General features: G+C 40.6%; 37 protein-coding genes and 1 pseudogene. All 38 read left to right on the top strand.

The window, feature by feature from the left end; genetic code table 11:
* Positions 1-18: 18 nt before the first annotated feature.
* The gene (nrdD, locus tag ACESOD_RS08980) at positions 19-2,226 is read left to right on the top strand and encodes an anaerobic ribonucleoside-triphosphate reductase (RefSeq protein ID WP_070458867.1); all 2,208 of its coding nucleotides are present in this window, start codon (positions 19-21) and stop codon (positions 2,224-2,226) included.
* Between the two features lie 11 nt (positions 2,227-2,237).
* Positions 2,238-2,378 carry a hypothetical protein gene (locus tag ACESOD_RS08975; RefSeq protein ID WP_070458869.1) on the top strand — a complete coding sequence of 47 codons (141 nt, stop codon included), beginning with the start codon at positions 2,238-2,240 and terminating at the stop codon, positions 2,376-2,378.
* A 37-nt stretch (positions 2,379-2,415) separates the two neighbouring features.
* Positions 2,416-2,916 (top strand): GNAT family N-acetyltransferase, encoded by a 501-nt coding sequence (locus tag ACESOD_RS08970; protein WP_373095218.1) that lies wholly within the window; start codon positions 2,416-2,418, stop codon positions 2,914-2,916.
* 4 nt (positions 2,917-2,920) lie between these two features.
* A pseudogene (locus ACESOD_RS08965) lies at positions 2,921-3,007 on the top strand (anaerobic ribonucleoside-triphosphate reductase activating protein); the annotation flags it as partial.
* A gap of 343 nt (positions 3,008-3,350) precedes the next feature.
* Positions 3,351-3,851 (top strand): GNAT family N-acetyltransferase, encoded by a 501-nt coding sequence (locus ACESOD_RS08960; RefSeq protein WP_373095416.1) that lies wholly within the window; start codon positions 3,351-3,353, stop codon positions 3,849-3,851.
* 4 nt (positions 3,852-3,855) lie between these two features.
* Positions 3,856-4,452 (top strand): anaerobic ribonucleoside-triphosphate reductase activating protein, encoded by a 597-nt coding sequence (gene nrdG, locus ACESOD_RS08955; protein WP_373095215.1) that lies wholly within the window; start codon positions 3,856-3,858, stop codon positions 4,450-4,452.
* Positions 4,449-5,072, top strand: coding sequence for a uridine kinase family protein (locus ACESOD_RS08950; RefSeq protein WP_373095212.1), 624 nt, complete (start codon positions 4,449-4,451; stop codon positions 5,070-5,072). The genes nrdG and ACESOD_RS08950 overlap by 4 nt, the downstream gene beginning before the upstream one ends.
* Positions 5,073-5,337: 265 nt before the next feature.
* Positions 5,338-5,646, top strand: coding sequence for a 30S ribosomal protein S10 (gene rpsJ / locus ACESOD_RS08945; protein ID WP_001284513.1), 309 nt, complete (start codon positions 5,338-5,340; stop codon positions 5,644-5,646).
* An 82-nt stretch (positions 5,647-5,728) separates the two neighbouring features.
* Positions 5,729-6,355 (top strand): 50S ribosomal protein L3, encoded by a 627-nt coding sequence (gene rplC / locus ACESOD_RS08940; RefSeq protein ID WP_000160197.1) that lies wholly within the window; start codon positions 5,729-5,731, stop codon positions 6,353-6,355.
* Between the two features lie 24 nt (positions 6,356-6,379).
* Complete coding sequence (gene rplD / locus ACESOD_RS08935; RefSeq protein ID WP_000024549.1) at positions 6,380-7,003, top strand: 50S ribosomal protein L4; 624 nt, start codon at positions 6,380-6,382, stop codon at positions 7,001-7,003.
* Positions 7,003-7,299: a 50S ribosomal protein L23 gene (locus tag ACESOD_RS08930; RefSeq protein WP_001055347.1), complete on the top strand. Its 297-nt coding sequence runs from the start codon at positions 7,003-7,005 to the stop codon at positions 7,297-7,299. The genes rplD and ACESOD_RS08930 overlap by 1 nt, the downstream gene beginning before the upstream one ends.
* 17 nt (positions 7,300-7,316) lie before the next feature.
* Positions 7,317-8,150, top strand: a complete 834-nt coding sequence (gene rplB / locus ACESOD_RS08925) for a 50S ribosomal protein L2 (protein WP_061863915.1) — start codon at positions 7,317-7,319, stop codon at positions 8,148-8,150.
* Positions 8,151-8,253: 103 nt separating this feature from the next.
* Positions 8,254-8,535 carry a 30S ribosomal protein S19 gene (gene rpsS, locus ACESOD_RS08920; RefSeq protein WP_000533766.1) on the top strand — a complete coding sequence of 94 codons (282 nt, stop codon included), beginning with the start codon at positions 8,254-8,256 and terminating at the stop codon, positions 8,533-8,535.
* 11 nt (positions 8,536-8,546) lie between these two features.
* The gene (rplV, locus tag ACESOD_RS08915; protein ID WP_000818137.1) at positions 8,547-8,891 is read left to right on the top strand and encodes a 50S ribosomal protein L22; all 345 of its coding nucleotides are present in this window, start codon (positions 8,547-8,549) and stop codon (positions 8,889-8,891) included.
* Between the two features lie 12 nt (positions 8,892-8,903).
* Complete coding sequence (rpsC, locus tag ACESOD_RS08910; protein ID WP_000529936.1) at positions 8,904-9,557, top strand: 30S ribosomal protein S3; 654 nt, start codon at positions 8,904-8,906, stop codon at positions 9,555-9,557.
* A gap of 3 nt (positions 9,558-9,560) precedes the next feature.
* Complete coding sequence (rplP, locus tag ACESOD_RS08905) at positions 9,561-9,974, top strand: 50S ribosomal protein L16 (protein ID WP_000960948.1); 414 nt, start codon at positions 9,561-9,563, stop codon at positions 9,972-9,974.
* Positions 9,975-9,983: 9 nt separating this feature from the next.
* Complete coding sequence (rpmC, locus tag ACESOD_RS08900; RefSeq protein ID WP_000772918.1) at positions 9,984-10,190, top strand: 50S ribosomal protein L29; 207 nt, start codon at positions 9,984-9,986, stop codon at positions 10,188-10,190.
* Between the two features lie 24 nt (positions 10,191-10,214).
* Complete coding sequence (rpsQ, locus tag ACESOD_RS08895; protein ID WP_000440801.1) at positions 10,215-10,475, top strand: 30S ribosomal protein S17; 261 nt, start codon at positions 10,215-10,217, stop codon at positions 10,473-10,475.
* A gap of 25 nt (positions 10,476-10,500) precedes the next feature.
* Positions 10,501-10,869 (top strand): 50S ribosomal protein L14, encoded by a 369-nt coding sequence (rplN, locus tag ACESOD_RS08890; protein ID WP_000616548.1) that lies wholly within the window; start codon positions 10,501-10,503, stop codon positions 10,867-10,869.
* Positions 10,870-10,952: 83 nt separating this feature from the next.
* Entirely contained in the window at positions 10,953-11,258 is a 306-nt protein-coding gene (gene rplX, locus ACESOD_RS08885; RefSeq protein WP_000497691.1) for a 50S ribosomal protein L24, read from the top strand.
* 23 nt (positions 11,259-11,281) lie between these two features.
* Positions 11,282-11,824, top strand: coding sequence for a 50S ribosomal protein L5 (gene rplE / locus ACESOD_RS08880; protein ID WP_000013542.1), 543 nt, complete (start codon positions 11,282-11,284; stop codon positions 11,822-11,824).
* Between the two features lie 17 nt (positions 11,825-11,841).
* Complete coding sequence (locus ACESOD_RS08875) at positions 11,842-12,027, top strand: type Z 30S ribosomal protein S14 (protein WP_001085699.1); 186 nt, start codon at positions 11,842-11,844, stop codon at positions 12,025-12,027.
* A gap of 211 nt (positions 12,028-12,238) precedes the next feature.
* Entirely contained in the window at positions 12,239-12,637 is a 399-nt protein-coding gene (gene rpsH / locus ACESOD_RS08870; RefSeq protein WP_000245504.1) for a 30S ribosomal protein S8, read from the top strand.
* Between the two features lie 188 nt (positions 12,638-12,825).
* A complete protein-coding gene (gene rplF / locus ACESOD_RS08865; RefSeq protein WP_000086625.1) occupies positions 12,826-13,362 on the top strand; it encodes a 50S ribosomal protein L6 in 537 nt (178 codons plus the stop codon).
* An 83-nt stretch (positions 13,363-13,445) separates the two neighbouring features.
* Positions 13,446-13,802, top strand: coding sequence for a 50S ribosomal protein L18 (rplR, locus tag ACESOD_RS08860; protein WP_000624044.1), 357 nt, complete (start codon positions 13,446-13,448; stop codon positions 13,800-13,802).
* Between the two features lie 17 nt (positions 13,803-13,819).
* The gene (gene rpsE / locus ACESOD_RS08855; RefSeq protein ID WP_000874203.1) at positions 13,820-14,314 is read left to right on the top strand and encodes a 30S ribosomal protein S5; all 495 of its coding nucleotides are present in this window, start codon (positions 13,820-13,822) and stop codon (positions 14,312-14,314) included.
* 13 nt (positions 14,315-14,327) lie between these two features.
* Complete coding sequence (gene rpmD / locus ACESOD_RS08850; protein ID WP_000057241.1) at positions 14,328-14,510, top strand: 50S ribosomal protein L30; 183 nt, start codon at positions 14,328-14,330, stop codon at positions 14,508-14,510.
* 146 nt (positions 14,511-14,656) lie between these two features.
* Positions 14,657-15,097 carry a 50S ribosomal protein L15 gene (rplO, locus tag ACESOD_RS08845; RefSeq protein WP_000766079.1) on the top strand — a complete coding sequence of 147 codons (441 nt, stop codon included), beginning with the start codon at positions 14,657-14,659 and terminating at the stop codon, positions 15,095-15,097.
* 12 nt (positions 15,098-15,109) lie between these two features.
* Positions 15,110-16,420 (top strand): preprotein translocase subunit SecY, encoded by a 1,311-nt coding sequence (secY, locus tag ACESOD_RS08840; RefSeq protein ID WP_049526520.1) that lies wholly within the window; start codon positions 15,110-15,112, stop codon positions 16,418-16,420.
* 155 nt (positions 16,421-16,575) lie between these two features.
* Positions 16,576-17,214 (top strand): adenylate kinase, encoded by a 639-nt coding sequence (locus tag ACESOD_RS08835; RefSeq protein WP_373095159.1) that lies wholly within the window; start codon positions 16,576-16,578, stop codon positions 17,212-17,214.
* A gap of 117 nt (positions 17,215-17,331) precedes the next feature.
* On the top strand, positions 17,332-17,550 hold the full coding sequence (gene infA, locus ACESOD_RS08830; RefSeq protein WP_001029883.1) for a translation initiation factor IF-1: 219 nt from the start codon (positions 17,332-17,334) through the stop codon (positions 17,548-17,550).
* 24 nt (positions 17,551-17,574) lie between these two features.
* Positions 17,575-17,691 (top strand): 50S ribosomal protein L36, encoded by a 117-nt coding sequence (gene rpmJ, locus ACESOD_RS08825; RefSeq protein ID WP_001808836.1) that lies wholly within the window; start codon positions 17,575-17,577, stop codon positions 17,689-17,691.
* 17 nt (positions 17,692-17,708) lie between these two features.
* On the top strand, positions 17,709-18,074 hold the full coding sequence (gene rpsM, locus ACESOD_RS08820) for a 30S ribosomal protein S13 (RefSeq protein ID WP_000090783.1): 366 nt from the start codon (positions 17,709-17,711) through the stop codon (positions 18,072-18,074).
* A gap of 17 nt (positions 18,075-18,091) precedes the next feature.
* Positions 18,092-18,475 carry a 30S ribosomal protein S11 gene (gene rpsK / locus ACESOD_RS08815; RefSeq protein ID WP_001118385.1) on the top strand — a complete coding sequence of 128 codons (384 nt, stop codon included), beginning with the start codon at positions 18,092-18,094 and terminating at the stop codon, positions 18,473-18,475.
* A 42-nt stretch (positions 18,476-18,517) separates the two neighbouring features.
* A complete protein-coding gene (locus tag ACESOD_RS08810) occupies positions 18,518-19,453 on the top strand; it encodes a DNA-directed RNA polymerase subunit alpha (RefSeq protein ID WP_000568996.1) in 936 nt (311 codons plus the stop codon).
* Between the two features lie 11 nt (positions 19,454-19,464).
* Positions 19,465-19,851, top strand: coding sequence for a 50S ribosomal protein L17 (gene rplQ, locus ACESOD_RS08805; protein ID WP_000331493.1), 387 nt, complete (start codon positions 19,465-19,467; stop codon positions 19,849-19,851).
* A 466-nt stretch (positions 19,852-20,317) separates the two neighbouring features.
* Positions 20,318-20,584, top strand: coding sequence for an ACT domain-containing protein (locus ACESOD_RS08800; RefSeq protein WP_000644115.1), 267 nt, complete (start codon positions 20,318-20,320; stop codon positions 20,582-20,584).
* 9 nt (positions 20,585-20,593) lie between these two features.
* Positions 20,594-21,931 carry a PFL family protein gene (locus ACESOD_RS08795; protein ID WP_373095138.1) on the top strand — a complete coding sequence of 446 codons (1,338 nt, stop codon included), beginning with the start codon at positions 20,594-20,596 and terminating at the stop codon, positions 21,929-21,931.
* Positions 21,932-22,239: the final 308 nt, after the last annotated feature.

Raw genomic sequence — 22,239 nt, 5'->3', positions numbered from 1 at the left:
TTAGAAAAGAGCCTGGATATGATTGTATTAGAAGAGAAAATAAGCCCTGATCCAACCTTATTCGTTGAAAAGCGCGACGGTAGACGCGTCATTTTTGATGTAGATAAGATTGATAAAGCCTTACACAAGGCTGCAGAAAAAGTCATGGATGTAACCCCCTTGGTAGAAAAGCGTCTTAATACTCTAATTGAACGTATTGTAGAAGAGATTCATAGTCGCTTTCCTCAAGGTGTAAAAATTTATGAAATCCAAAACATCGTAGAACATGAGTTATTGGAAGCTAAAGAATATGCCTTGGCAGAGGAATATATCACTTATCGAACTCAAAGGGATTTTGAGCGCTCAAAAGCAACAGATATCAACTTCAGTATCCATAAACTTCTCAACAAAGATCAGGCAGTTGTCAATGAGAATGCTAATAAAGATAGTGATGTTTTTAATACCCAGCGTGATTTGACGGCGGGGATTGTTGGGAAATCAATCGGTCTTCAAATGCTTCCTAAGCACGTGGCTAATGCCCACCAAAAAGGGGATATCCACTATCACGATTTGGATTACAGCCCCTACACGCCTATGACCAACTGCTGTTTGATTGATTTCAAGGGCATGTTGGAAAATGGTTTTAAGATTGGGAATGCTGAGGTAGAGAGTCCCAAGTCTATCCAAACTGCGACAGCGCAGATTTCACAAATCATCGCTAACGTTGCATCAAGTCAGTATGGAGGCTGTTCAGCAGACCGTATCGATGAAGTCTTGGCTCCTTATGCAGAAAAAAATTACCAAAAACACCTCAAAGATGCAGAGGAATGGGTACTACCTGACAAGCGTGAGGAGTACGCCTGGAAGAAAACCCAAAAAGATATCTATGATGCTATGCAATCTCTAGAGTATGAAATCAATACTCTCTTCACTTCAAATGGGCAAACGCCCTTTACTTCTCTTGGTTTTGGTCTAGGAACCAATCGTTTTGAACGCGAAATTCAAAAGGCTATCTTGAACATTCGAATCAAGGGGTTGGGATCAGAACACCGTACAGCTATCTTCCCTAAATTGATCTTCGCTCTTAAAAGAGGACTTAATCTGGAGGAAGGTTCACCTAACTACGACATCAAGCAGTTGGCGCTCGAATGCGCAACTAAACGGATGTACCCAGATGTCTTGTCTTACGATAAGATTATCGAATTGACAGGTTCCTTCAAGGTTCCGATGGGATGTCGTTCATTCCTTCAAGGATGGAAGGATGAAAATGGAGTTGAAGTTAACTCTGGCCGTATGAACCTAGGGGTCGTGACGGTCAATCTGCCTCGTATTGCTCTCGAATCCGAAGGCGACATGAATAAGTTCTGGGAAATTTTCAACGAGCGCATGAATATTGCTGAAGATGCTCTAGTTTATCGTGTAGAAAGAACCAAGGAAGCCACTCCAGCTAATGCACCAATTCTTTATCAATATGGTGCCTTCGGACGTCGTCTTGGTAAAGAAGAAAGTGTTGACGAGCTCTTTAATAACCGTCGTGCTACTGTTTCGCTTGGTTACATTGGACTTTATGAAGTAGCGACAGTATTCTTTGGCAACAATTGGGAAACCAATCCAGAAGCTAAAGAATTCACCCTTGATATCATTCGAGATATGAAACATCGAGTGGAAGAGTGGTCAGACCAATATGGGTATCACTTCTCTATTTATTCAACACCGTCTGAAAGTCTGACAGACCGCTTCTGTCGTTTGGATACAGAGAAATTTGGCTCTATTCCAGACATTACTGATAAAGAATACTACACAAATTCCTTCCATTATGATGTGCGTAAAAATCCAACTCCTTTTGAAAAACTAGATTTTGAAAAAGTTTATCCAGAAGCGGGTGCATCAGGTGGCTTCATCCACTACTGTGAGTATCCAGTTCTTCAACAAAATCCAAAGGCCTTGGAAGCTGTTTGGGATTATGCTTATGACCGTGTAGGTTATCTCGGAACCAATACTCCAATTGACCGCTGTTACAAGTGTGATTTTGAAGGAGATTTTGAGCCGACAGAGAGAGGATTTGCTTGTCCTAACTGTGGGAATAATGATCCTAAAACAGTAGATGTTGTTAAACGGACCTGTGGTTATCTTGGAAATCCACAAGCTCGTCCGATGGTTAATGGACGTCATAAGGAAATTGCTGCGCGTGTCAAACACATGAACGGTTCTACTATCAAAACAGCAGGACATGAAGTAAGAAGTTAGAAAGAAATAGAATGGGAAAATATCAATTAGACGATAAGGGCAAGGCCTTGGTTCAACGGTTCCACGAGAAACATTCAAAGGGTGGAGTCAATAAAAAAGACCGAGTGGCTAGCCTAAAAGAGCAATTTTTAAATAAGAATAAGAAAAAGTGAGAGTCCGCTCTCGCTTTTCTCTTAGTTGGAGGTAAAGATGATATTACGCAGGCCGACATTGGCGGATAAGGAAGCTGTTGTAGATATGATAGAGGAGTTTGAAGAGACCCAATCGACCCACAATGGCGGATTTTGGGATATTGAGAATTTCTCTTACGAGGACTGGCTAGAAACTAGCCGAAATAAAGAAATGGGAATAGGATTGCTGGAAAATCGCGTTCCACCAATTCAGTTCGTTTTGTTTGATGAATCAGGCCATGCTTTAGGTTTTTTGAATCTACGGCTGAGACTAAATGAGGGCTTGCTGAATCATGCTGGCCATATTGGCTATTCCATCCGACCGTCTGAAAGAGGCAAGGGCTACGCCAAAGAGTCCCTCCGACAAGGTCTACAAGTTGCCAAGGAAAAGAATATTAAACGAGCTCTGGTGACTTGTAGCACGGAAAATCCTGCCAGCCGAGCTGTTATCTTAGCTAACGGTGGTGCCTATGAGGATGTTCGTAATGGAACGGAGCGCTATTGGATAGAGTTGGAGTAGAAGGATGACATGGAGTACACCAAAGCCTGGCGAGTGGAAGAGTGAAGAACTCAGTCAGGGGCGCATCATTGACTATAAGGCTTTTAACTTTAAACAGTAGATGTTGTTAAACGAACTTGTGGCTATCTTGGAAACCCACAAGCTCGGCCGATGGTCAACGAACGTCATAAGGAAATTGCTGCGCGTGTCAAACACATGAACGGTTCTACTATCAAAACAGCAGGCCACGAAGTAAGAAATTAGAAAGAAAAAGAATGGGAAAATATCAATTAGACGATAAAGGTAAGGCCTTGGTCCAACGATTCCACGAAAAGAATTCGAAAGGTGGAAGCAGCAAAAAAGACCGAGTAGCTAGCCTTAGAGAACAGTTTTTAAACAAAAAACAAGAAAAAGTGAGAATTGCCTCTCGCTTTTCTTATAGCGGGGAGGGAAATATGGAACTACGCAGACCAAGATTAGCAGATAAAGAAACAGTTTTAGAGATGATGGCAGAGTTTGAAAAAAGCCAATCAGCCCACGATGGCGGATTTTGGGATACTGAGAATTTTGTTTACGAAGAGTGGTTGGAGACAAATATGCAAAAAGAAATGGGAATAAATTTGCCTGAAAATCGTGTTCCTTCTATTCAATTTGTATCATTTGATGCTGTAGGTCGAGCTCTAGGATTTTTGAATCTGCGATTGAGACTGAATGAGGGTTTACTGAATTATGCTGGCCACATTGGCTACTCCATTCGTCCATCAGAAAGAGGCAAGGGCTACGCCAAAGAGTCCCTCCGACAAGGTCTACAAGTTGCCAAGGAAAAGAATATTAAACGAGCTCTGGTGACTTGTAGCACGGAAAATCCTGCCAGCCGAGCTGTTATCTTAGCTAACGGTGGTGCCTATGAGGATGTTCGTAATGGAACGGAGCGCTATTGGATAGAGTTGGAGTAGAAGGATGACATGGAGTACACCAAAGCCTGGCGAGTGGAAGAGTGAAGAACTCAGTCAAGGGCGTATCATTGACTATAAGGCTTTTAACTTTGTCGATGGAGAGGGGGTGCGCAATTCTCTCTATGTAGCAGGTTGTATGTTTCACTGCGAGGGCTGTTATAATGTTGCGACCTGGTCTTTTAATGCAGGCATACCTTATACGCCAGAGTTAGAAGAACAAATCATGGCAGATCTGGCCCAACCCTATGTTCAAGGATTGACTTTATTAGGAGGAGAGCCTTTCCTCAATACAGGTATAATCTTACCTCTCGTAAAACGCATTCGTAAGGAATTGCCAGAAAAAGATATCTGGTCCTGGACGGGCTACACTTGGGAAGAAATGATGTTAGAAACGCCTGATAAACTGGAGCTCTTGTCGCTGATTGACATCCTTGTCGATGGTCGTTATGATCGAACTAAGAGAAATTTTATGCTCCAGTTCCGAGGCTCTTCTAATCAGCGGATTATCGATGTGCAAAAATCTCTGCAAAGTGGAAAAGTAGTTATTTGGGACAAGCTTAATGATGGAAAAGAAAGCTATGAACAGGTGAAGAGAGAATGAAGAAAAAAGACTTAATAGAAAGACTAGTATCAGAAATAGAGTCTGGAAAAGTAAAAACGCTAGGTATATACGGCCATGGAGCCTCAGGAAAATCAACTTTTGCTCAAGAATTGTTCCAAGTTTTAGATTCTGAAAATGTAAATTTACTAGAGACAGATTCCTATATTACTTCGGAACGACATTTAGTGGTACCTAAAGAGACACCAGACCAAAAGGTGACAGCATGTTTACCGGTAGCGCATGAGCTGGCAAGTTTACAAAGAGATATTCTTGCTCTGCAAGCGGGTATGGACATCTTAACAATTGAGGAACCCTGGAAGGCTAGTGAGGTCTTATCGGGAGCAAAACCAATTCTGATAGTCGAAGGGATGTCTGTGGGTTTTCTGCCCAAGGAACTCTTTGACAAAACCATTTGTTTTTACACGGATGAGGAGACCGAATTAAAGAGGAGACTAGCTCGAGATACGACTGTGAGAAATCGGGATACAAAATTTATATTGGCTAGTCAGCAGATGAGACGGATGCAGTATCTACAATACTATAAAGAAACCGAATCAAGAGCAGATATCTTGGTAGATCAATCAGATGATAAATTTCAAATTAAAACTAAAATTATATAAAAGAAAAGTCAGATAATCCAGCACTTAAATATGCAAATTCATTAAAATGGAATAAGAAAACAGTTTCATCTAAAAAATTAAAAAAAAACCTGTCAAATCCCTTGCAATCGCAGGGGCTTTGTGTTATTCTATTATGGTGCTGTAAATTACAGCTTTAGCTTTGATGCAAGAGGTTGCGACACGCTCGGTTGCATTGCCACGCAACGCGCGTCGGTTTTCTTGTGGAGCTAGCCTATTATCTTAAATAGACGAAAAGGAGAAAAAGATGGCAAACAAAAAAATCCGTATCCGTTTGAAAGCTTACGAACACCGTACGCTTGACACAGCGGCTGCTAAAATCGTAGAATCAGCTACTCGTACAGGTGCACAAGTTGCGGGTCCAATCCCACTTCCTACTGAGCGTAGCCTCTACACAATCATTCGTGCGACTCACAAATACAAAGACTCTCGCGAACAATTTGAAATGCGTACACACAAACGTTTGATCGATATCGTTAACCCAACTCAAAAAACAGTTGACGCTTTGATGAAATTGGATCTTCCAAGTGGTGTAAACGTAGAAATCAAACTTTAATTTAAAGCTTGATAACCTGAGCATAAAAAACGCTCGTTAAAAACTTTTTGAATAAAAAATATAGAAAAGGAACTATTTTCTCATGACAAAAGGAATCTTAGGGAAAAAAGTGGGAATGACTCAAATCTTCACTGAAGCTGGCGAATTGATCCCTGTAACAGTTATTGAAGCAACTCCAAACGTTGTTCTTCAAGTTAAAACTGTTGAAACAGACGGATACAACGCTATCCAAGTTGGTTTCGATGACAAACGCGAAGTATTGAGCAACAAACCTGCTAAAGGACATGTAGCAAAAGCTAACACGGCTCCTAAGCGCTTCATTCGTGAATTCAAAAACGTTGAAGGCTTGGAAGTTGGTGCTGAAATCACAGTTGAAACATTCGCAGCTGGAGACGTTGTTGACGTAACTGGTACTTCTAAAGGTAAAGGTTTCCAAGGTGTTATCAAACGCCACGGACAATCACGTGGACCTATGGCTCACGGTTCTCGTTACCACCGTCGTCCAGGTTCTATGGGACCTGTTGCACCTAACCGCGTATTCAAAGGTAAAAACCTTGCAGGACGTATGGGTGGCGACCGTGTAACAATTCAAAATCTTGAAGTTGTACAAGTTGTTCCAGAAAAGAACGTTATCCTTATCAAAGGTAACGTACCAGGTGCTAAGAAATCTCTTATCACTATCAAATCAGCAGTTAAAGCTGGTAAATAATAAGGAAAGGGGAATACAGTCAAAATGGCAAATGTAACATTATTCGACCAAACTGGTAAACAAGCGGGCGAAGTTGTTCTTAACGATGCAATCTTTGGTATCGAACCAAACCAATCTGTTGTGTTTGATGTCATCATCAGCCAACGTGCTAGCCTTCGTCAAGGAACTCACGCTGTTAAAAACCGTTCAGCCGTTTCAGGTGGCGGACGCAAACCATGGCGTCAAAAAGGAACTGGACGTGCACGTCAAGGTTCTATCCGCTCTCCACAATGGCGTGGTGGTGGAATCGTCTTCGGGCCAACTCCACGTAGCTATGCGTACAAACTTCCTCAAAAAGTTCGTCGCCTTGCACTAAAATCTGTTTACTCAGAAAAAGTTGCTGAAAACAAATTTGTAGCCGTTGATTCTCTTGAATTTACAGCTCCAAAAACTGCTGAATTTGCAAAAGTTCTTGCAGCTTTGAGCATCGATTCTAAAGTCCTTGTTATTCTTGAAGAAGGAAACGAATTCGCAGCTCTTTCAGCTCGTAACCTTCCAAACGTGAAAGTTGCGACTGCTACAACTGCAAGTGTTCTTGACATCGCAAATAGTGACAAACTTCTTGTTACTCAAGCAGCTATCTCTAAAATCGAGGAGGTTCTTGCATAATGAATTTGTATGATGTTATCAAAAAACCTGTAATCACTGAAAGCTCAATGGCTCAACTTGAAGCAGGAAAATATGTATTTGAAGTTGACACACGTGCGCACAAACTTTTGATCAAGCAAGCTGTTGAAGCTGCTTTCGAAGGTGTTAAAGTTGCAAATGTTAACACAATCAACGTAAAACCTAAAGCTAAACGTGTTGGACGTTACACTGGTTTTACTAACAAAACTAAAAAAGCTATCATCACACTTACAGCTGATTCAAAAGCAATCGAGTTGTTCGCTGCTGAAGCTGAATAATCTAAGGAGGAAATATCGTGGGAATTCGTGTTTATAAACCAACAACAAACGGTCGCCGTAATATGACTTCTTTGGATTTCGCTGAAATCACAACAAGCACACCAGAAAAAACTTTGCTTGTTGCTTTGAAGAGCAAGGCTGGTCGTAACAACAACGGTCGTATCACTGTTCGTCACCAAGGTGGTGGACACAAACGTTTCTACCGCTTGGTTGACTTTAAACGTAACAAAGATAACGTTGAAGCAGTTGTTAAAACTATCGAGTACGATCCAAACCGTTCTGCAAACATCGCTCTTGTGCACTACACTGACGGTGTGAAAGCATACATCATCGCTCCAAAAGGTCTTGAAGTCGGTCAACGTATCGTTTCAGGCCCTGAAGCTGATATCAAAGTAGGTAACGCTCTTCCGCTTGCTAACATCCCAGTTGGTACTTTGGTTCACAACATTGAGTTGAAACCAGGTCGTGGTGGTGAATTGGTTCGTGCTGCTGGAGCTTCTGCTCAAGTATTGGGACAAGAAGGTAAATACGTTCTTGTTCGTCTTCAATCAGGCGAAGTTCGTATGATTCTTGGAACTTGTCGTGCTACAGTTGGTGTTGTCGGAAACGAACAACATGGACTTGTAAACCTTGGTAAAGCAGGACGTAGCCGTTGGAAAGGTATCCGTCCAACAGTTCGTGGTTCTGTAATGAACCCTAACGACCACCCACACGGTGGTGGTGAAGGTAAAGCACCAGTTGGTCGTAAAGCACCATCTACTCCATGGGGCAAACCTGCTCTTGGTCTTAAAACTCGTAACAAGAAAGCGAAATCTGACAAACTTATCGTTCGTCGTCGCAACGAGAAATAATTTAAAACTAGTCGCTTAAGCAACTAGAAATTCCGCCAGCTCGGTAGCGCTCCTTGTGAGCGCAAGCCGCTGTGGTACAAAATTTAAAGGAGAAAATATAAAAATGGGACGCAGTCTTAAAAAAGGACCTTTCGTCGATGAGCATTTGATGAAAAAAGTTGAAGCTCAAGCTAACGACGAAAAGAAAAAAGTTATCAAAACTTGGTCACGTCGTTCAACGATCTTCCCAAGTTTCATTGGTTACACTATCGCAGTTTATGATGGACGTAAACACGTACCTGTTTACATCCAAGAAGACATGGTAGGTCACAAGCTTGGTGAATTCGCACCAACTCGTACTTACAAAGGTCACGCCGCAGACGACAAGAAGACACGTAGAAAATAAGGAGAACATAAATGGCAGAAATTACTTCAGCTAAAGCAATGGCTCGCACAGTACGTGTTTCACCTCGTAAATCACGTCTTGTTCTTGACAACATCCGTGGTAAAAGCGTAGCCGATGCAATCGCAATTTTGACATTCACTCCAAACAAAGCTGCTGAAATCATCTTGAAAGTTTTGAACTCAGCTGTAGCTAACGCTGAAAACAACTTTGGTTTGGATAAAGCTAACTTGGTAGTATCTGAAGCATTCGCAAACGAAGGACCAACTATGAAACGTTTCCGTCCACGTGCGAAAGGTTCAGCTTCACCAATCAACAAACGTACAGCTCACATCACTGTAGCTGTTGCAGAAAAATAAGGAGGTAAAATCGTGGGTCAAAAAGTACATCCAATTGGTATGCGTGTCGGCATCATCCGTGATTGGGATGCCAAATGGTATGCTGAAAAAGAATACGCGGATTACCTTCATGAAGATCTTGCAATCCGTAAATTCGTTCAAAAAGAACTTGCTGACGCAGCTGTTTCAACTATTGAAATCGAACGCGCAGTAAACAAAGTTAACGTTTCACTTCACACTGCTAAACCAGGTATGGTTATCGGTAAAGGTGGTGCTAACGTTGATGCACTTCGTGCTAAACTTAACAAATTGACTGGAAAACAAGTACACATCAACATCATCGAAATCAAACAACCTGATTTGGATGCTCACCTTGTTGGTGAAGGAATTGCTCGTCAATTGGAGCAACGTGTTGCTTTCCGTCGTGCACAAAAACAAGCAATCCAACGTGCAATGCGTGCTGGAGCTAAAGGAATCAAAACTCAAGTATCAGGTCGTTTGAACGGTGCAGATATCGCCCGTGCTGAAGGATACTCTGAAGGAACTGTTCCACTTCACACACTTCGTGCAGATATCGATTATGCTTGGGAAGAAGCAGACACTACATACGGTAAACTTGGTGTTAAAGTATGGATCTACCGTGGTGAAGTTCTTCCAGCTCGTAAAAACACTAAAGGAGGTAAATAACCAATGTTAGTACCTAAACGTGTTAAACACCGTCGTGAATTCCGTGGTAAAATGCGCGGTGAAGCTAAAGGTGGAAAAGAAGTAGCATTCGGTGAATACGGTCTTCAAGCTACAACTAGCCACTGGATCACTAACCGCCAAATCGAAGCTGCTCGTATCGCCATGACTCGTTACATGAAACGTGGTGGTAAAGTTTGGATTAAAATCTTCCCACACAAATCATACACAGCTAAGGCTATCGGGGTTCGTATGGGATCTGGTAAAGGGGCACCTGAAGGTTGGGTAGCACCAGTTAAACGTGGTAAAGTAATGTTTGAAGTTGCAGGTGTATCTGAAGAGATCGCTCGCGAAGCGCTTCGTCTTGCTAGCCACAAATTGCCAGTTAAATGTAAATTCGTAAAACGTGAAGCAGAATAAGGAGAAGGCATGAAACTTAATGAAGTAAAAGAATTTGTTAAAGAACTTCGTGGTCTTTCTCAAGAAGAACTCGCGAAGCGCGAAAACGAATTGAAAAAAGAATTGTTTGAACTTCGTTTCCAAGCTGCTACTGGTCAATTAGAACAAACAGCTCGCTTGAAAGAAGTTAAAAAACAAATCGCTCGTATCAAAACAGTTCAATCTGAAGCGAAATAATAGACTAGGGAAGGAGAAATTTCAATGGAACGCAATAATCGTAAAGTTCTTGTTGGACGTGTTGTATCTGACAAAATGGACAAGACAATCACAGTTGTAGTTGAAACAAAACGTAACCACCCAGTCTATGGTAAACGTATTAACTACTCTAAAAAATACAAAGCACATGATGAAAACAATGTTGCCAAAGAAGGCGATATCGTACGTATCATGGAAACTCGTCCGCTTTCAGCTACAAAACGTTTCCGTCTTGTAGAAGTCGTTGAAGAAGCGGTTATCATCTAATCAAACCTGAAAGGAGAAAACTGAAATGATTCAAACAGAAACTCGTTTGAAAGTCGCAGACAACAGCGGTGCACGCGAAATCTTGACTATCAAAGTTCTTGGTGGTTCTAAACGTAAATTTGCGAACATCGGTGATGTTATTGTGGCATCTGTAAAACAAGCTACTCCTGGTGGTGCGGTTAAAAAAGGTGACGTTGTTAAAGCAGTTATCGTTCGTACTAAATCAGGTGCTCGTCGTGCTGATGGTTCATACATCAAATTTGACGAAAACGCAGCAGTTATCATCCGTGAAGATAAAACTCCTCGCGGAACACGTATCTTTGGCCCAGTTGCACGTGAATTGCGTGAAGGTGGTTTCATGAAGATCGTGTCACTTGCTCCAGAAGTACTTTAATTTTCACAGAGCAAAAACAAACAAACACAGTCCCCTGGCATAGCCAGGGTGCCCATTGGGCGTAAGAATAAAAGGAGAAAAAAATGTTTGTAAAAAAAGGCGACAAAGTTCGCGTAATCGCTGGTAAAGATAAGGGAACAGAAGCTGTTGTCCTTACTGCCCTTCCAAAAGTAAACAAAGTTATCGTTGAAGGTGTTAACATCGTTAAGAAACACCAACGTCCAACTAACGAACTTCCTCAAGGTGGTATCATCGAGAAGGAAGCAGCTATCCACGTATCAAACGTTCAAGTTTTGGACAAAAACGGTGTAGCTGGTCGTGTTGGTTACAAATTTGTAGACGGTAAAAAAGTTCGCTACAACAAAAAATCAGGCGAAGTGCTTGATTAATCACGAAGGAAAGGAGAAGTATAATGGCAAATCGTTTAAAAGAAAAATATCTTAATGAAGTAGTTCCTGCGTTGACAGAACAATTCAACTACTCATCAGTGATGGCTGTTCCTAAAGTAGATAAGATCGTTTTGAACATGGGTGTTGGTGAAGCTGTATCAAACGCTAAAAGCCTTGAAAAAGCTGCTGAAGAATTGGCGCTTATCTCAGGTCAAAAACCACTTATCACTAAAGCTAAAAAATCAATCGCCGGCTTCCGTCTTCGTGAAGGTGTTGCGATCGGTGCAAAGGTTACCCTTCGTGGGGAACGTATGTACGAATTCTTGGATAAATTGGTTTCAGTTTCACTTCCACGTGTACGTGACTTCCACGGTGTTCCAACAAAATCATTTGACGGACGCGGAAACTACACACTTGGTGTGAAAGAACAATTGATTTTCCCAGAAATCAACTTCGATGACGTTGACAAAACTCGTGGTCTTGACATCGTTATCGTAACAACTGCTAACACTGACGAAGAGTCACGTGCATTGCTTACAGGCCTTGGAATGCCTTTTGCAAAATAATATAGGAGGTATAACTAATGGCTAAAAAATCTATGATTGCTAAGAACAAACGCCCAGCGAAGTTCTCTACTCAAGCATACACTCGCTGTGAACGTTGTGGACGTCCACACTCAGTTTACCGCAAGTTTAAACTTTGCCGTGTTTGCTTCCGTGAATTGGCATATAAAGGTCAAATCCCTGGTGTAACAAAAGCATCTTGGTAATATCATGATACAAAGAGCGTAACAACCCCAGCAAAAATAGGAGATTTGGTGCAGGAGCGATACTCCAAGACAAATCTATCTTTTTTTCCCAGGTTGTAGCTCGTGTTCAAATGAGATTATCTTGTTTGAATGTGTCAATACTATCTGAGCCCAGCTCAATCATTAACTAGCAAGTGCAACTTGCAAACTACTAGTAAGAGGAGAAAATAAAATGGTTATGACTGACCCAATCGCAGACTTCCTAACTCGTATTCGTAACGCTAACCAAGCAAAACACGAAGTACTTGAAGTACCTGCATCAAATATCAAAAAAGGGATTGCTGAAATCCTTAAACGCGAAGGTTTTGTTAAGAACGTAGAAATCATCGAAGATGACAAACAAGGCATCATCCGTGTATTCCTTAAATACGGACCAAACGGTGAAAAAGTTATCACTAACTTGAAACGTGTTTCTAAACCAGGACTTCGTGTCTACAAAAAACGTGAAGATCTTCCAAAAGTACTTAACGGTCTTGGAATTGCTATCCTTTCAACTTCAGAAGGTTTGCTTACTGATAAAGAAGCTCGCCAAAAGAACGTTGGTGGGGAAGTTATCGCTTACGTTTGGTAATATTTAGCTCTCAATTTCTTTGTGACTCTTCGTTATCGTCTCTTGCCTAACCCAAAGTTATGCCTGCGAGACGATGCCTAGATTCACTTTCAAATTGAAACCTAAACGTTCCTTTAAATCGAGAAATCGATTTAGCCCCCGTGAAAACTGGCCGTCATGGCCTGACAATTTAACAGGAGAATAAAAACATGTCACGTATTGGTAATAAAGTTATCGTGTTGCCTGCTGGTGTTGAAATCACTAACAATGACAACGTTGTAACTGTAAAAGGACCTAAAGGAGAACTTACTCGTGAGTTCTCAAAAGATATTGAAATTCGTGTGGAAGGTACTGAAGTAACTCTTCACCGTCCAAACGATTCAAAAGAAATGAAAACTATCCACGGAACTACTCGTGCTCTTTTGAACAACATGGTTATTGGTGTATCAGAAGGATTCAAGAAACAACTTGAAATGCGTGGGGTTGGTTACCGTGCACAACTTCAAGGATCAAAACTTGTTTTGGCTGTTGGTAAATCACATCCAGACGAAGTTGAAGCTCCAGAAGGAATTACTTTTGAACTTCCAAACCCAACAACAATCGTTGTTAGCGGAATTTCGAAAGAAGTAGTTGGTCAAACAGCTGCTTACGTACGTAGCCTTCGTTCACCAGAACCATACAAAGGTAAAGGTATCCGTTACGTTGGCGAATACGTTCGTCTTAAAGAAGGTAAAACAGGTAAATAATATTGAGTGGTTGATTTTCAGCCACCAATATCATTTCCAACTTTGTGCATAGCACACGATTTAAAACTAAAGAGGTGAAAACTGTGATTTCTAAACCAGATAAAAACAAACTCCGCCAAAAACGCCACCGTCGCGTTCGCGGAAAACTCTCTGGAACTGCTGATCGCCCACGTTTGAACGTATTCCGTTCTAATACAGGCATCTACGCTCAAGTTATTGATGACGTAGCGGGTGTAACGCTCGCAAGTGCTTCAACTCTTGACAAAGAAGTTTCAAAAGGAACAAAAACTGAACAAGCCGTTGCTGTCGGTAAACTCGTTGCAGAACGTGCAAACGCTAAAGGTATTTCAGAAGTGGTGTTCGACCGCGGTGGATATCTATATCACGGACGTGTGAAAGCTTTGGCTGATGCAGCTCGTGAAAACGGATTGAAATTCTAATAGGAGGACACTAGAAAATGGCATTTAAAGACAATGCAGTTGAATTAGAAGAACGCGTAGTTGCTGTTAACCGTGTTACTAAAGTTGTTAAAGGTGGACGTCGTCTTCGTTTTGCAGCTCTTGTAGTCGTTGGTGACCACAATGGTCGCGTAGGATTTGGTACTGGTAAAGCTCAAGAAGTTCCAGAAGCAATCCGCAAAGCAGTAGAAGATGCTAAGAAAAACTTGATCGAAGTTCCTATGGTTGGAACAACAATCCCACACGAAGTTATTTCAGAATTCGGTGGAGCTAAAGTATTGTTGAAACCAGCTGTAGAAGGTTCTGGGGTTGCCGCTGGTGGTGCTGTTCGTGCCGTTATCGAGTTGGCAGGTGTAGCTGATGTTACATCTAAATCTCTTGGCTCAAATACTCCAATCAACATTGTTCGCGCAACTGTTGAAGGTTTGAAACAATTGAAACGCGCTGAAGAAGTTGCTGCCCTTCGTGGTATTTCAGTTTCTGATTTGGCATAAGAAAGGGGATAAAATGGCTCAAATTAAAATTACTTTGACTAAGTCTCCAATCGGACGCATTCCATCACAACGTAAAACTGTTGTAGCACTTGGACTTGGCAAATTGAACAGCTCTGTTATTAAAGAAGATAACGCTGCAATTCGTGGTATGATCACTGCAGTATCTCACTTGGTAACAGTTGAAGAAGTAAACTAATGAAATTTTAGGGGATGTGCAGTATACCATCCCCTAAAACTAGATATAGTCATCTTTGATGACAAAGGTATAGGCGAGTTGATAGGAGAGACAACCTTTTCTCTCTTATCGGCGCTAGCATTTTACAAAAGAGGAGAAAATATATAATGAAACTTCATGAATTGAAACCTGCAGAAGGTTCTCGTAAAACTCGTAACCGTGTTGGTCGTGGTACTTCATCAGGTAACGGTAAAACATCTGGTCGTGGTCAAAAAGGTCAAAAAGCTCGTAGCGGTGGTGGAGTACGTCTTGGTTTTGAAGGTGGACAAACTCCATTGTTCCGTCGTCTTCCAAAACGTGGATTCACTAACATCAACGCTAAAGAATATGCAATTGTTAACCTTGACCAATTGAACGTCTTTGAAGATGGTGCAGAAGTAACTCCAGTTGTTCTTATCGAATCAGGAATTGTTAAAGCTGAGAAATCAGGTATCAAAATTCTTGGTAACGGTGAGTTGACTAAGAAATTGTCTGTAAAAGCAGCTAAATTCTCTAAATCAGCTGAAGAAGCTATCACTGCTAAAGGTGGTTCAGTAGAAGTCATCTAAGAGAGGTGACCTATGTTTTTTAAATTATTGAGAGAAGCCTTCAAAGTCAAGCAAGTTCGATCAAAAATTCTTTTTACAATTTTTATCGTCTTTGTCTTCCGTATCGGGACTAGCATTACGGTTCCATGGGTGAATGCCAATAGCTTGAATGCTTTGAGTGGTCTATCTTTTCTAAATATGTTAAGTTTGGTGTCTGGTAATGCCATGAAAAACTTTTCAGTTTTTGCACTTGGTGTTAGTCCATACATTACTGCTTCTATCGTTGTCCAACTCTTACAAATGGATTTATTACCAAAGTTTGTAGAGTGGGGCAAACAAGGGGAAGTTGGTCGTAGAAAATTGAACCAGGCAACTCGATATATTGCCCTTGTTCTTGCATTCGTGCAATCTATCGGAATTACTGCTGGTTTTAATGCTTTATCTGGAGCCAAACTTTTGACTGTTCCTTTAACACCACAAGTTTTCCTTGTGATTGGAGCAATCCTAACAGCGGGTAGTATGATTGTAACTTGGTTGGGAGAGCAAATTACTGATAAGGGTTATGGAAATGGTGTTTCCATGATTATCTTTGCGGGGATTGTTGCTTCAATTCCTGATATGATCAAGGGAATTTATGTTGACTACTTTGTCAATGTACCAAGCGACCGCTTGACCTCATCCCTCATTTTTGTTGCTATCTTAATTGTAGCAGTCTTATTGATTGTTTACTTTACAACTTATGTTCAACAAGCTGAATATAAGATACCAATTCAGTATACTAAGGTAGCACAAGGAGCACCGTCAAGTTCCTATCTTCCATTGAAGATTAACCCTGCAGGAGTTATTCCAGTTATCTTTGCTAGCTCGATTACTGCAGCACCAGCGGCAATTTTACAATTTGTAAGTGCATCTGGTCTTGATTGGGCCTGGGTACGTAGTGCTCAGGAGTTGCTATCTACAACAGCCCCTACAGGTATCGCTTTGTACGCTCTGTTGATTATCCTCTTTACATTCTTCTATACATTTGTACAGATTAATCCAGAGAAAGCAGCAGAAAATTTGCAAAAGAGCGGTGCTTATATCCACGGAGTCCGTCCTGGTAAAGGGACAGAAGAGTATATGTCAAAACTTCTTCGTCGTCTCGCAACAGTCGGTTCCCTCTTCCTAGGTGTTATTTCTATTTTACCTATTGTAGCTAAGGATTTATTCGGTCTTTCAGAAGTCGTTGCTTTTGGGGGAACAAGTCTTTTGATCATTATCTCAACAGGTATTGAAGGAATTAAACAATTGGAAGGTTATTTATTGAAACGTAAGTATGTTGGTTTCATGAATACAACAGAATAATTGTAATAGAAAAGAAAATTCACTATTGCTCAGAGAGTGGAGTTTAAAAATCAAAGACCTTGTCAGATTTTTATCTCCTCTCTTCTATTTTGTTTTTAAATAGGAGTTGAAATGAATTTTTGCTTCTATTTAAAAACAAAAAAGGAGTTTGAATCATGAATCTTTTGATTATGGGCTTACCTGGTGCAGGTAAGGGTACACAGGCAGCAAAAATTGTTGAACAATTCCATGTTGCTCATATCTCAACAGGTGATATGTTCCGTGCGGCAATGGCTAACCAAACTGAAATGGGTGTCTTAGCTAAGTCTTATATTGATAAAGGCGAGTTAGTTCCAGATGAAGTTACAAACGGAATCGTTAAAGAACGTTTAGCTCAAGATGACATTAAGGAAAAAGGATTCCTCTTAGACGGTTTCCCTCGTACCATTGAACAAGCCCACGCTTTGGATCAAATTTTGGTAGACCTTGGTCTTGAACTTGAGGGTGTAATCAATATTGAAGTAGATCCATCATGTCTACTCGAACGTTTGAGTGGTCGTATCATTCACCGTGAAACTGGCGAAACTTTCCACAAAGTTTTTAACCCACCAGTTGACTACAAAGAAGAAGACTATTACCAACGTGAAGATGATAAACCTGAAACAGTAAAACGTCGTTTGGATGTCAATATTGCCCAAGGTGAACCGATTATTGCCCACTATCGTGCTAAAGGTTTGGTACATGATATCGAAGGTAATCAAGATATCAATGATGTATTTGCAGATATCGAAAAAGTATTGACAAATTTGAAATAAAAGCGTTTTTCATGCTTGCAAAATGTCTCTACAAATGTTATACTGAGTTAGTCTGACTTATAATTGTTGTCTCTGTGTCTAGAGGCATCAAATCGAAATTTATGGAGGTACTTTTGCGTGGCAAAAGACGATGTGATTGAAGTTGAAGGTAAAGTAGTTGATACTATGCCGAATGCAATGTTTACGGTTGAACTTGAAAATGGACATCAGATTTTAGCAACAGTTTCTGGTAAAATTCGTAAAAACTATATTCGTATTTTAGCGGGAGATCGTGTTACTGTCGAAATGAGTCCATATGACTTGACACGTGGACGTATCACTTACCGCTTTAAATAATCGAAAAACTTGGAGGGATAAGAAATGAAAGTAAGACCATCGGTCAAACCAATTTGCGAATACTGTAAAGTTATTCGTCGTAATGGTCGTGTTATGGTAATTTGCCCAGCAAATCCAAAACACAAACAACGTCAAGGATAAGATAGAAAGGAGAAAACATGGCTCGTATTGCTGGAGTTGACATTCCAAATGACAAACGCGTAGTAATTTCATTGACTTATGTGTACGGTATCGGACTTCCAACATCTAAGAAAATCTTGGCAGCTGCTGGAATTTCAGAAGATGTACGTGTTCGCGATCTTACACCAGATCAAGAAGATGCTATCCGTCGTGAAGTGGATGCAATCAAAGTTGAAGGTGACCTTCGTCGTGAAGTTAACTTGAACATCAAACGTTTGATGGAAATCGGTTCATACCGTGGTATCCGTCACCGTCGTGGACTTCCTGTCCGTGGACAAAACACTAAAAACAACGCTCGCACTCGTAAAGGTAAAGCTGTTGCGATTGCTGGTAAGAAAAAATAATATAGGAGGTAAAAGTCTTGGCTAAACCAACACGTAAACGTCGTGTGAAAAAGAATATCGAATCTGGTATTGCTCATATTCACGCTACATTTAATAACACTATTGTTATGATTACTGATGTGCATGGTAATGCAATTGCTTGGTCATCAGCTGGTGCTCTTGGTTTCAAAGGTTCTCGTAAATCTACACCATTTGCTGCTCAAATGGCTTCTGAAGCTGCTGCTAAATCTGCACAAGAACACGGTCTTAAGTCAGTTGAAGTTACTGTTAAAGGTCCAGGTTCTGGTCGTGAGTCAGCTATTCGTGCTCTTGCTGCCGCTGGTCTTGAAGTAACAGCAATTCGTGATGTGACTCCAGTGCCACACAATGGTGCTCGTCCTCCAAAACGTCGCCGTGTATAATCATAACCTTACACTGCTTTTCGTTTAAGAGGGAGTAACTAAATGATCGAGTTTGAAAAACCAAATATAACAAAAATTGATGAAAATAAAGATTATGGCAAGTTTGTAATCGAACCGCTTGAACGTGGTTACGGTACAACACTTGGTAACTCTCTTCGTCGTGTACTTCTAGCTTCTCTTCCAGGGGCTGCTGTAACATCTATCAATATCGAAGGTGTATTGCATGAATTTGATACAGTTCCGGGTGTTCGCGAAGACGTGATGCAAATCATTCTGAACATCAAAGGTATTGCAGTAAAATCTTACGTTAAAGACGAAAAGATCATTGAACTAGATGTGCAAGGTCCTGCTGAAATTACAGCTGGAGATATCTTGACAGATAGCGACATTGAAATTGTAAATCCAGATCATTATCTCTTTACAATCGGTGAAGGTTCTTCTCTAAAGGCGACAATGACTGTTAACAGTGGTCGTGGATATGTACCTGCTGATGAAAATAAAAAAGATAATGCACCAGTTGGAACACTTGCTGTAGATTCTATTTATACACCAGTTACAAAAGTCAACTATCAAGTTGAACCTGCTCGTGTAGGTAGCAATGATGGTTTCGACAAATTAACCCTTGAAATCTTGACTAATGGAACAATTATTCCAGAAGATGCATTAGGGCTTTCAGCACGTATCTTGACAGAGCACCTTGATTTGTTTACAAATCTTACAGAGATTGCTAAGTCAGCAGAAGTGATGAAAGAAGCTGATACTGAATCGGACGACCGTATCTTGGAACGTACGATTGAGGAACTTGACTTGTCTGTGCGTTCATACAACTGTTTGAAACGTGCCGGTATCAACACTGTGCATGATTTGACAGAAAAATCTGAAGCAGAGATGATGAAAGTAAGAAATCTTGGACGCAAGAGTTTGGAAGAAGTGAAAGTCAAACTCATTGATTTGGGTCTTGGATTAAAAGATAAATAAAGGAGGAATAAATGGCTTACCGTAAACTAGGACGCACTAGCTCACAACGTAAAGCAATGCTTCGCGATTTGACAACTGACCTTTTGATCAACGAATCAATCGTGACAACTGAAGCTCGTGCTAAAGAAATCCGTAAAACTGTTGAAAAAATGATTACTCTAGGTAAACGTGGTGATTTGCATGCACGTCGTCAAGCAGCTGCTTTCGTACGTAATGAAATCGCATCTGAAAACTATGATGAAGCAACTGATAAGTACACTTCTACTACAGCACTTCAAAAATTGTTCTCAGAAATCGCACCTCGTTATGCTGAGCGTAACGGTGGATACACTCGTATCCTTAAAACTGAACCACGTCGTGGTGATGCAGCGCCAATGGCAATCATCGAATTAGTATAAAATCATCAATTTTGTTGAGTGTTATGATGATGGAGTCTTGTGCTCTTAGTCTAGCTCTGGTCTACCGCTAGGACTTATGTCCTAGCGGGAACACTCATCATAAGATGATAAGGTAGACGCTTGTTTACGAAATTGTTTTTTACTAAAGAACAATTTCGTAAGCAGGCGTTTTTGAGTATTTTATTAGGAAATATGCTATACTATTGAAAAAGAAAATCAACAATGTTCATTTTTTCAAAAATATTCTATAAAGAGGTTATGAGTCAATATACTATCAGTTTCAAGTTCTAAACTAGCGACTTGGTAAAAAAAATACTAGTCTGGTACAAGATCAACTAAGAGATTTTTTAGGGTTTCAACTTGGATAATCGTTCACTATTAAGTAATTTAGTTACTCTATCCCCCCTTTTTTATTTTGTTTTTGGCCGAAATGGATATCGTTCTGTGTTAGAAACGGAGTTTAATCATGAAAGCTATTATTACTGTTGTTGGTAAAGATAAATCTGGAATTGTTGCAGGTGTTGCGACAAAAATTGCTGAATTAGGCTTAAATATTGATGATATCTCGCAAACAGTCTTGGACGAATTCTTTACAATGATGGCTGTGGTATCTAGTGATGAAAAACAAGATTTTACTCATCTTAGAAACGAATTTGAGGTTTTTGGTCAGACTTTGAATGTCAAAATCAATATTCAAAGTGCGGCTATTTTTGATGCTATGTACAATATCTAGGAGGTATTTATGGATATTAGACAAGTTACCGAAACAATCGCTATGATTGAGGAGCAAAACTTTGATATTAGAACCATTACCATGGGGATTTCCCTTTTGGACTGTATCGATCCAGATATCAATCGTGCTGCGGATAAAATATATGAAAAGATTACTACAAAAGCAGCTAATTTAGTGGCTGTTGGGGATGAAATTGCGGCTGAGCTGGGAATTCCCATCGTAAATAAACGGGTATCAGTTACTCCAATTTCCTTTATTGGTGCTGCTACCGATGCGACGGATTATGTAGTCTTAGCTAAAGCACTGGATAAAGCTGCGAAAGAAATTGGTGTTGACTTCATTGGTGGTTTTTCAGCCTTGGTACAAAAGGGTTATCAAAAAGGTGATGAAATCCTTATCAACTCCATTCCTCGTGCATTGGCAGAAACGGATAAGGTTTGTTCATCAGTAAATATCGGTTCTACCAAATCGGGCATCAATATGACTGCAGTAGCGGATATGGGACGCATTATCAAGGAAACGGCTTCTTTATCTGATATGGGGGCGGCTAAATTGGTTGTATTTGCCAACGCGGTAGAGGACAATCCTTTTATGGCAGGCGCTTTTCATGGTGTAGGTGAAGCCGATGTCATCATCAATGTCGGTGTTTCAGGACCGGGTGTTGTCAAACGTGCCTTGGAAAAAGTTCGAGGTCAGAGCTTTGATGTTGTTGCTGAAACTGTTAAAAAAACAGCTTTCAAGATTACCCGTATTGGTCAATTGGTTGGTCAAATGGCTAGTGAGCGCCTCGGAGTTGATTTTGGGATTGTCGATTTGAGTTTAGCTCCAACTCCAGCAGTGGGTGATTCTGTAGCTCGTGTTCTTGAAGAAATGGGGCTAGAGACAGTTGGGACTCATGGAACGACTGCTGCCTTGGCTCTCTTGAATGATCAAGTTAAAAAAGGCGGAGTTATGGCTTGCAACCAAGTTGGTGGATTGTCAGGTGCTTTTATCCCAGTTTCTGAGGACGAGGGGATGATTGCTGCAGTGCAAAACGGCTCCCTTAATTTGGAAAAATTAGAAGCTATGACAGCTATCTGTTCAGTTGGTTTGGATATGATTGCCATTCCTGAGGATACACCTGCAGAAACGATTGCGGCAATGATTGCGGATGAAGCTGCTATCGGAGTCATCAACATGAAAACAACTGCTGTACGTATTATTCCAAAAGGAAAAGAAGGCGACATGATTGAGTTTGGTGGCCTTTTAGGAACAGCTCCAGTCATGAAAGTCAACGGTGCATCGTCTGTTGATTTCATTGCACGTGGAGGACAAATCCCAGCTCCAATCCATAGTTTTAAAAATTAAAAAGAAATTGAATCTGTTTAAGTTGGGTTTAAGGATAGACCTGTATACTACTATTATTAAATAAAGACCTCCTAACTTTATTTAATTAAAATCCTAACTTTTTCATAATAATCTCCTACAAAAGTCACTCCAAAGGGTGACTTTTGTTTTATCTCAAGAGAAAGTAGCATGTTCAAATTTGTAAATTTGTCAAAAAATAATATGATTTAAAGGATAAAACTAGTTTTTTCATTCTGTAAAATGGGCTAAAACCTTGCTATGATTGGCTTTTTGAAAAATTATGGTATAATAGTAGTAGTTTTAATAGA

This window comes from Streptococcus oralis, assembly GCF_964238205.1.
Lineage (GTDB): Bacteria > Bacillota > Bacilli > Lactobacillales > Streptococcaceae > Streptococcus > Streptococcus oralis_CZ.
This window is presented reverse-complemented; position numbering and strand designations above follow the sequence as displayed.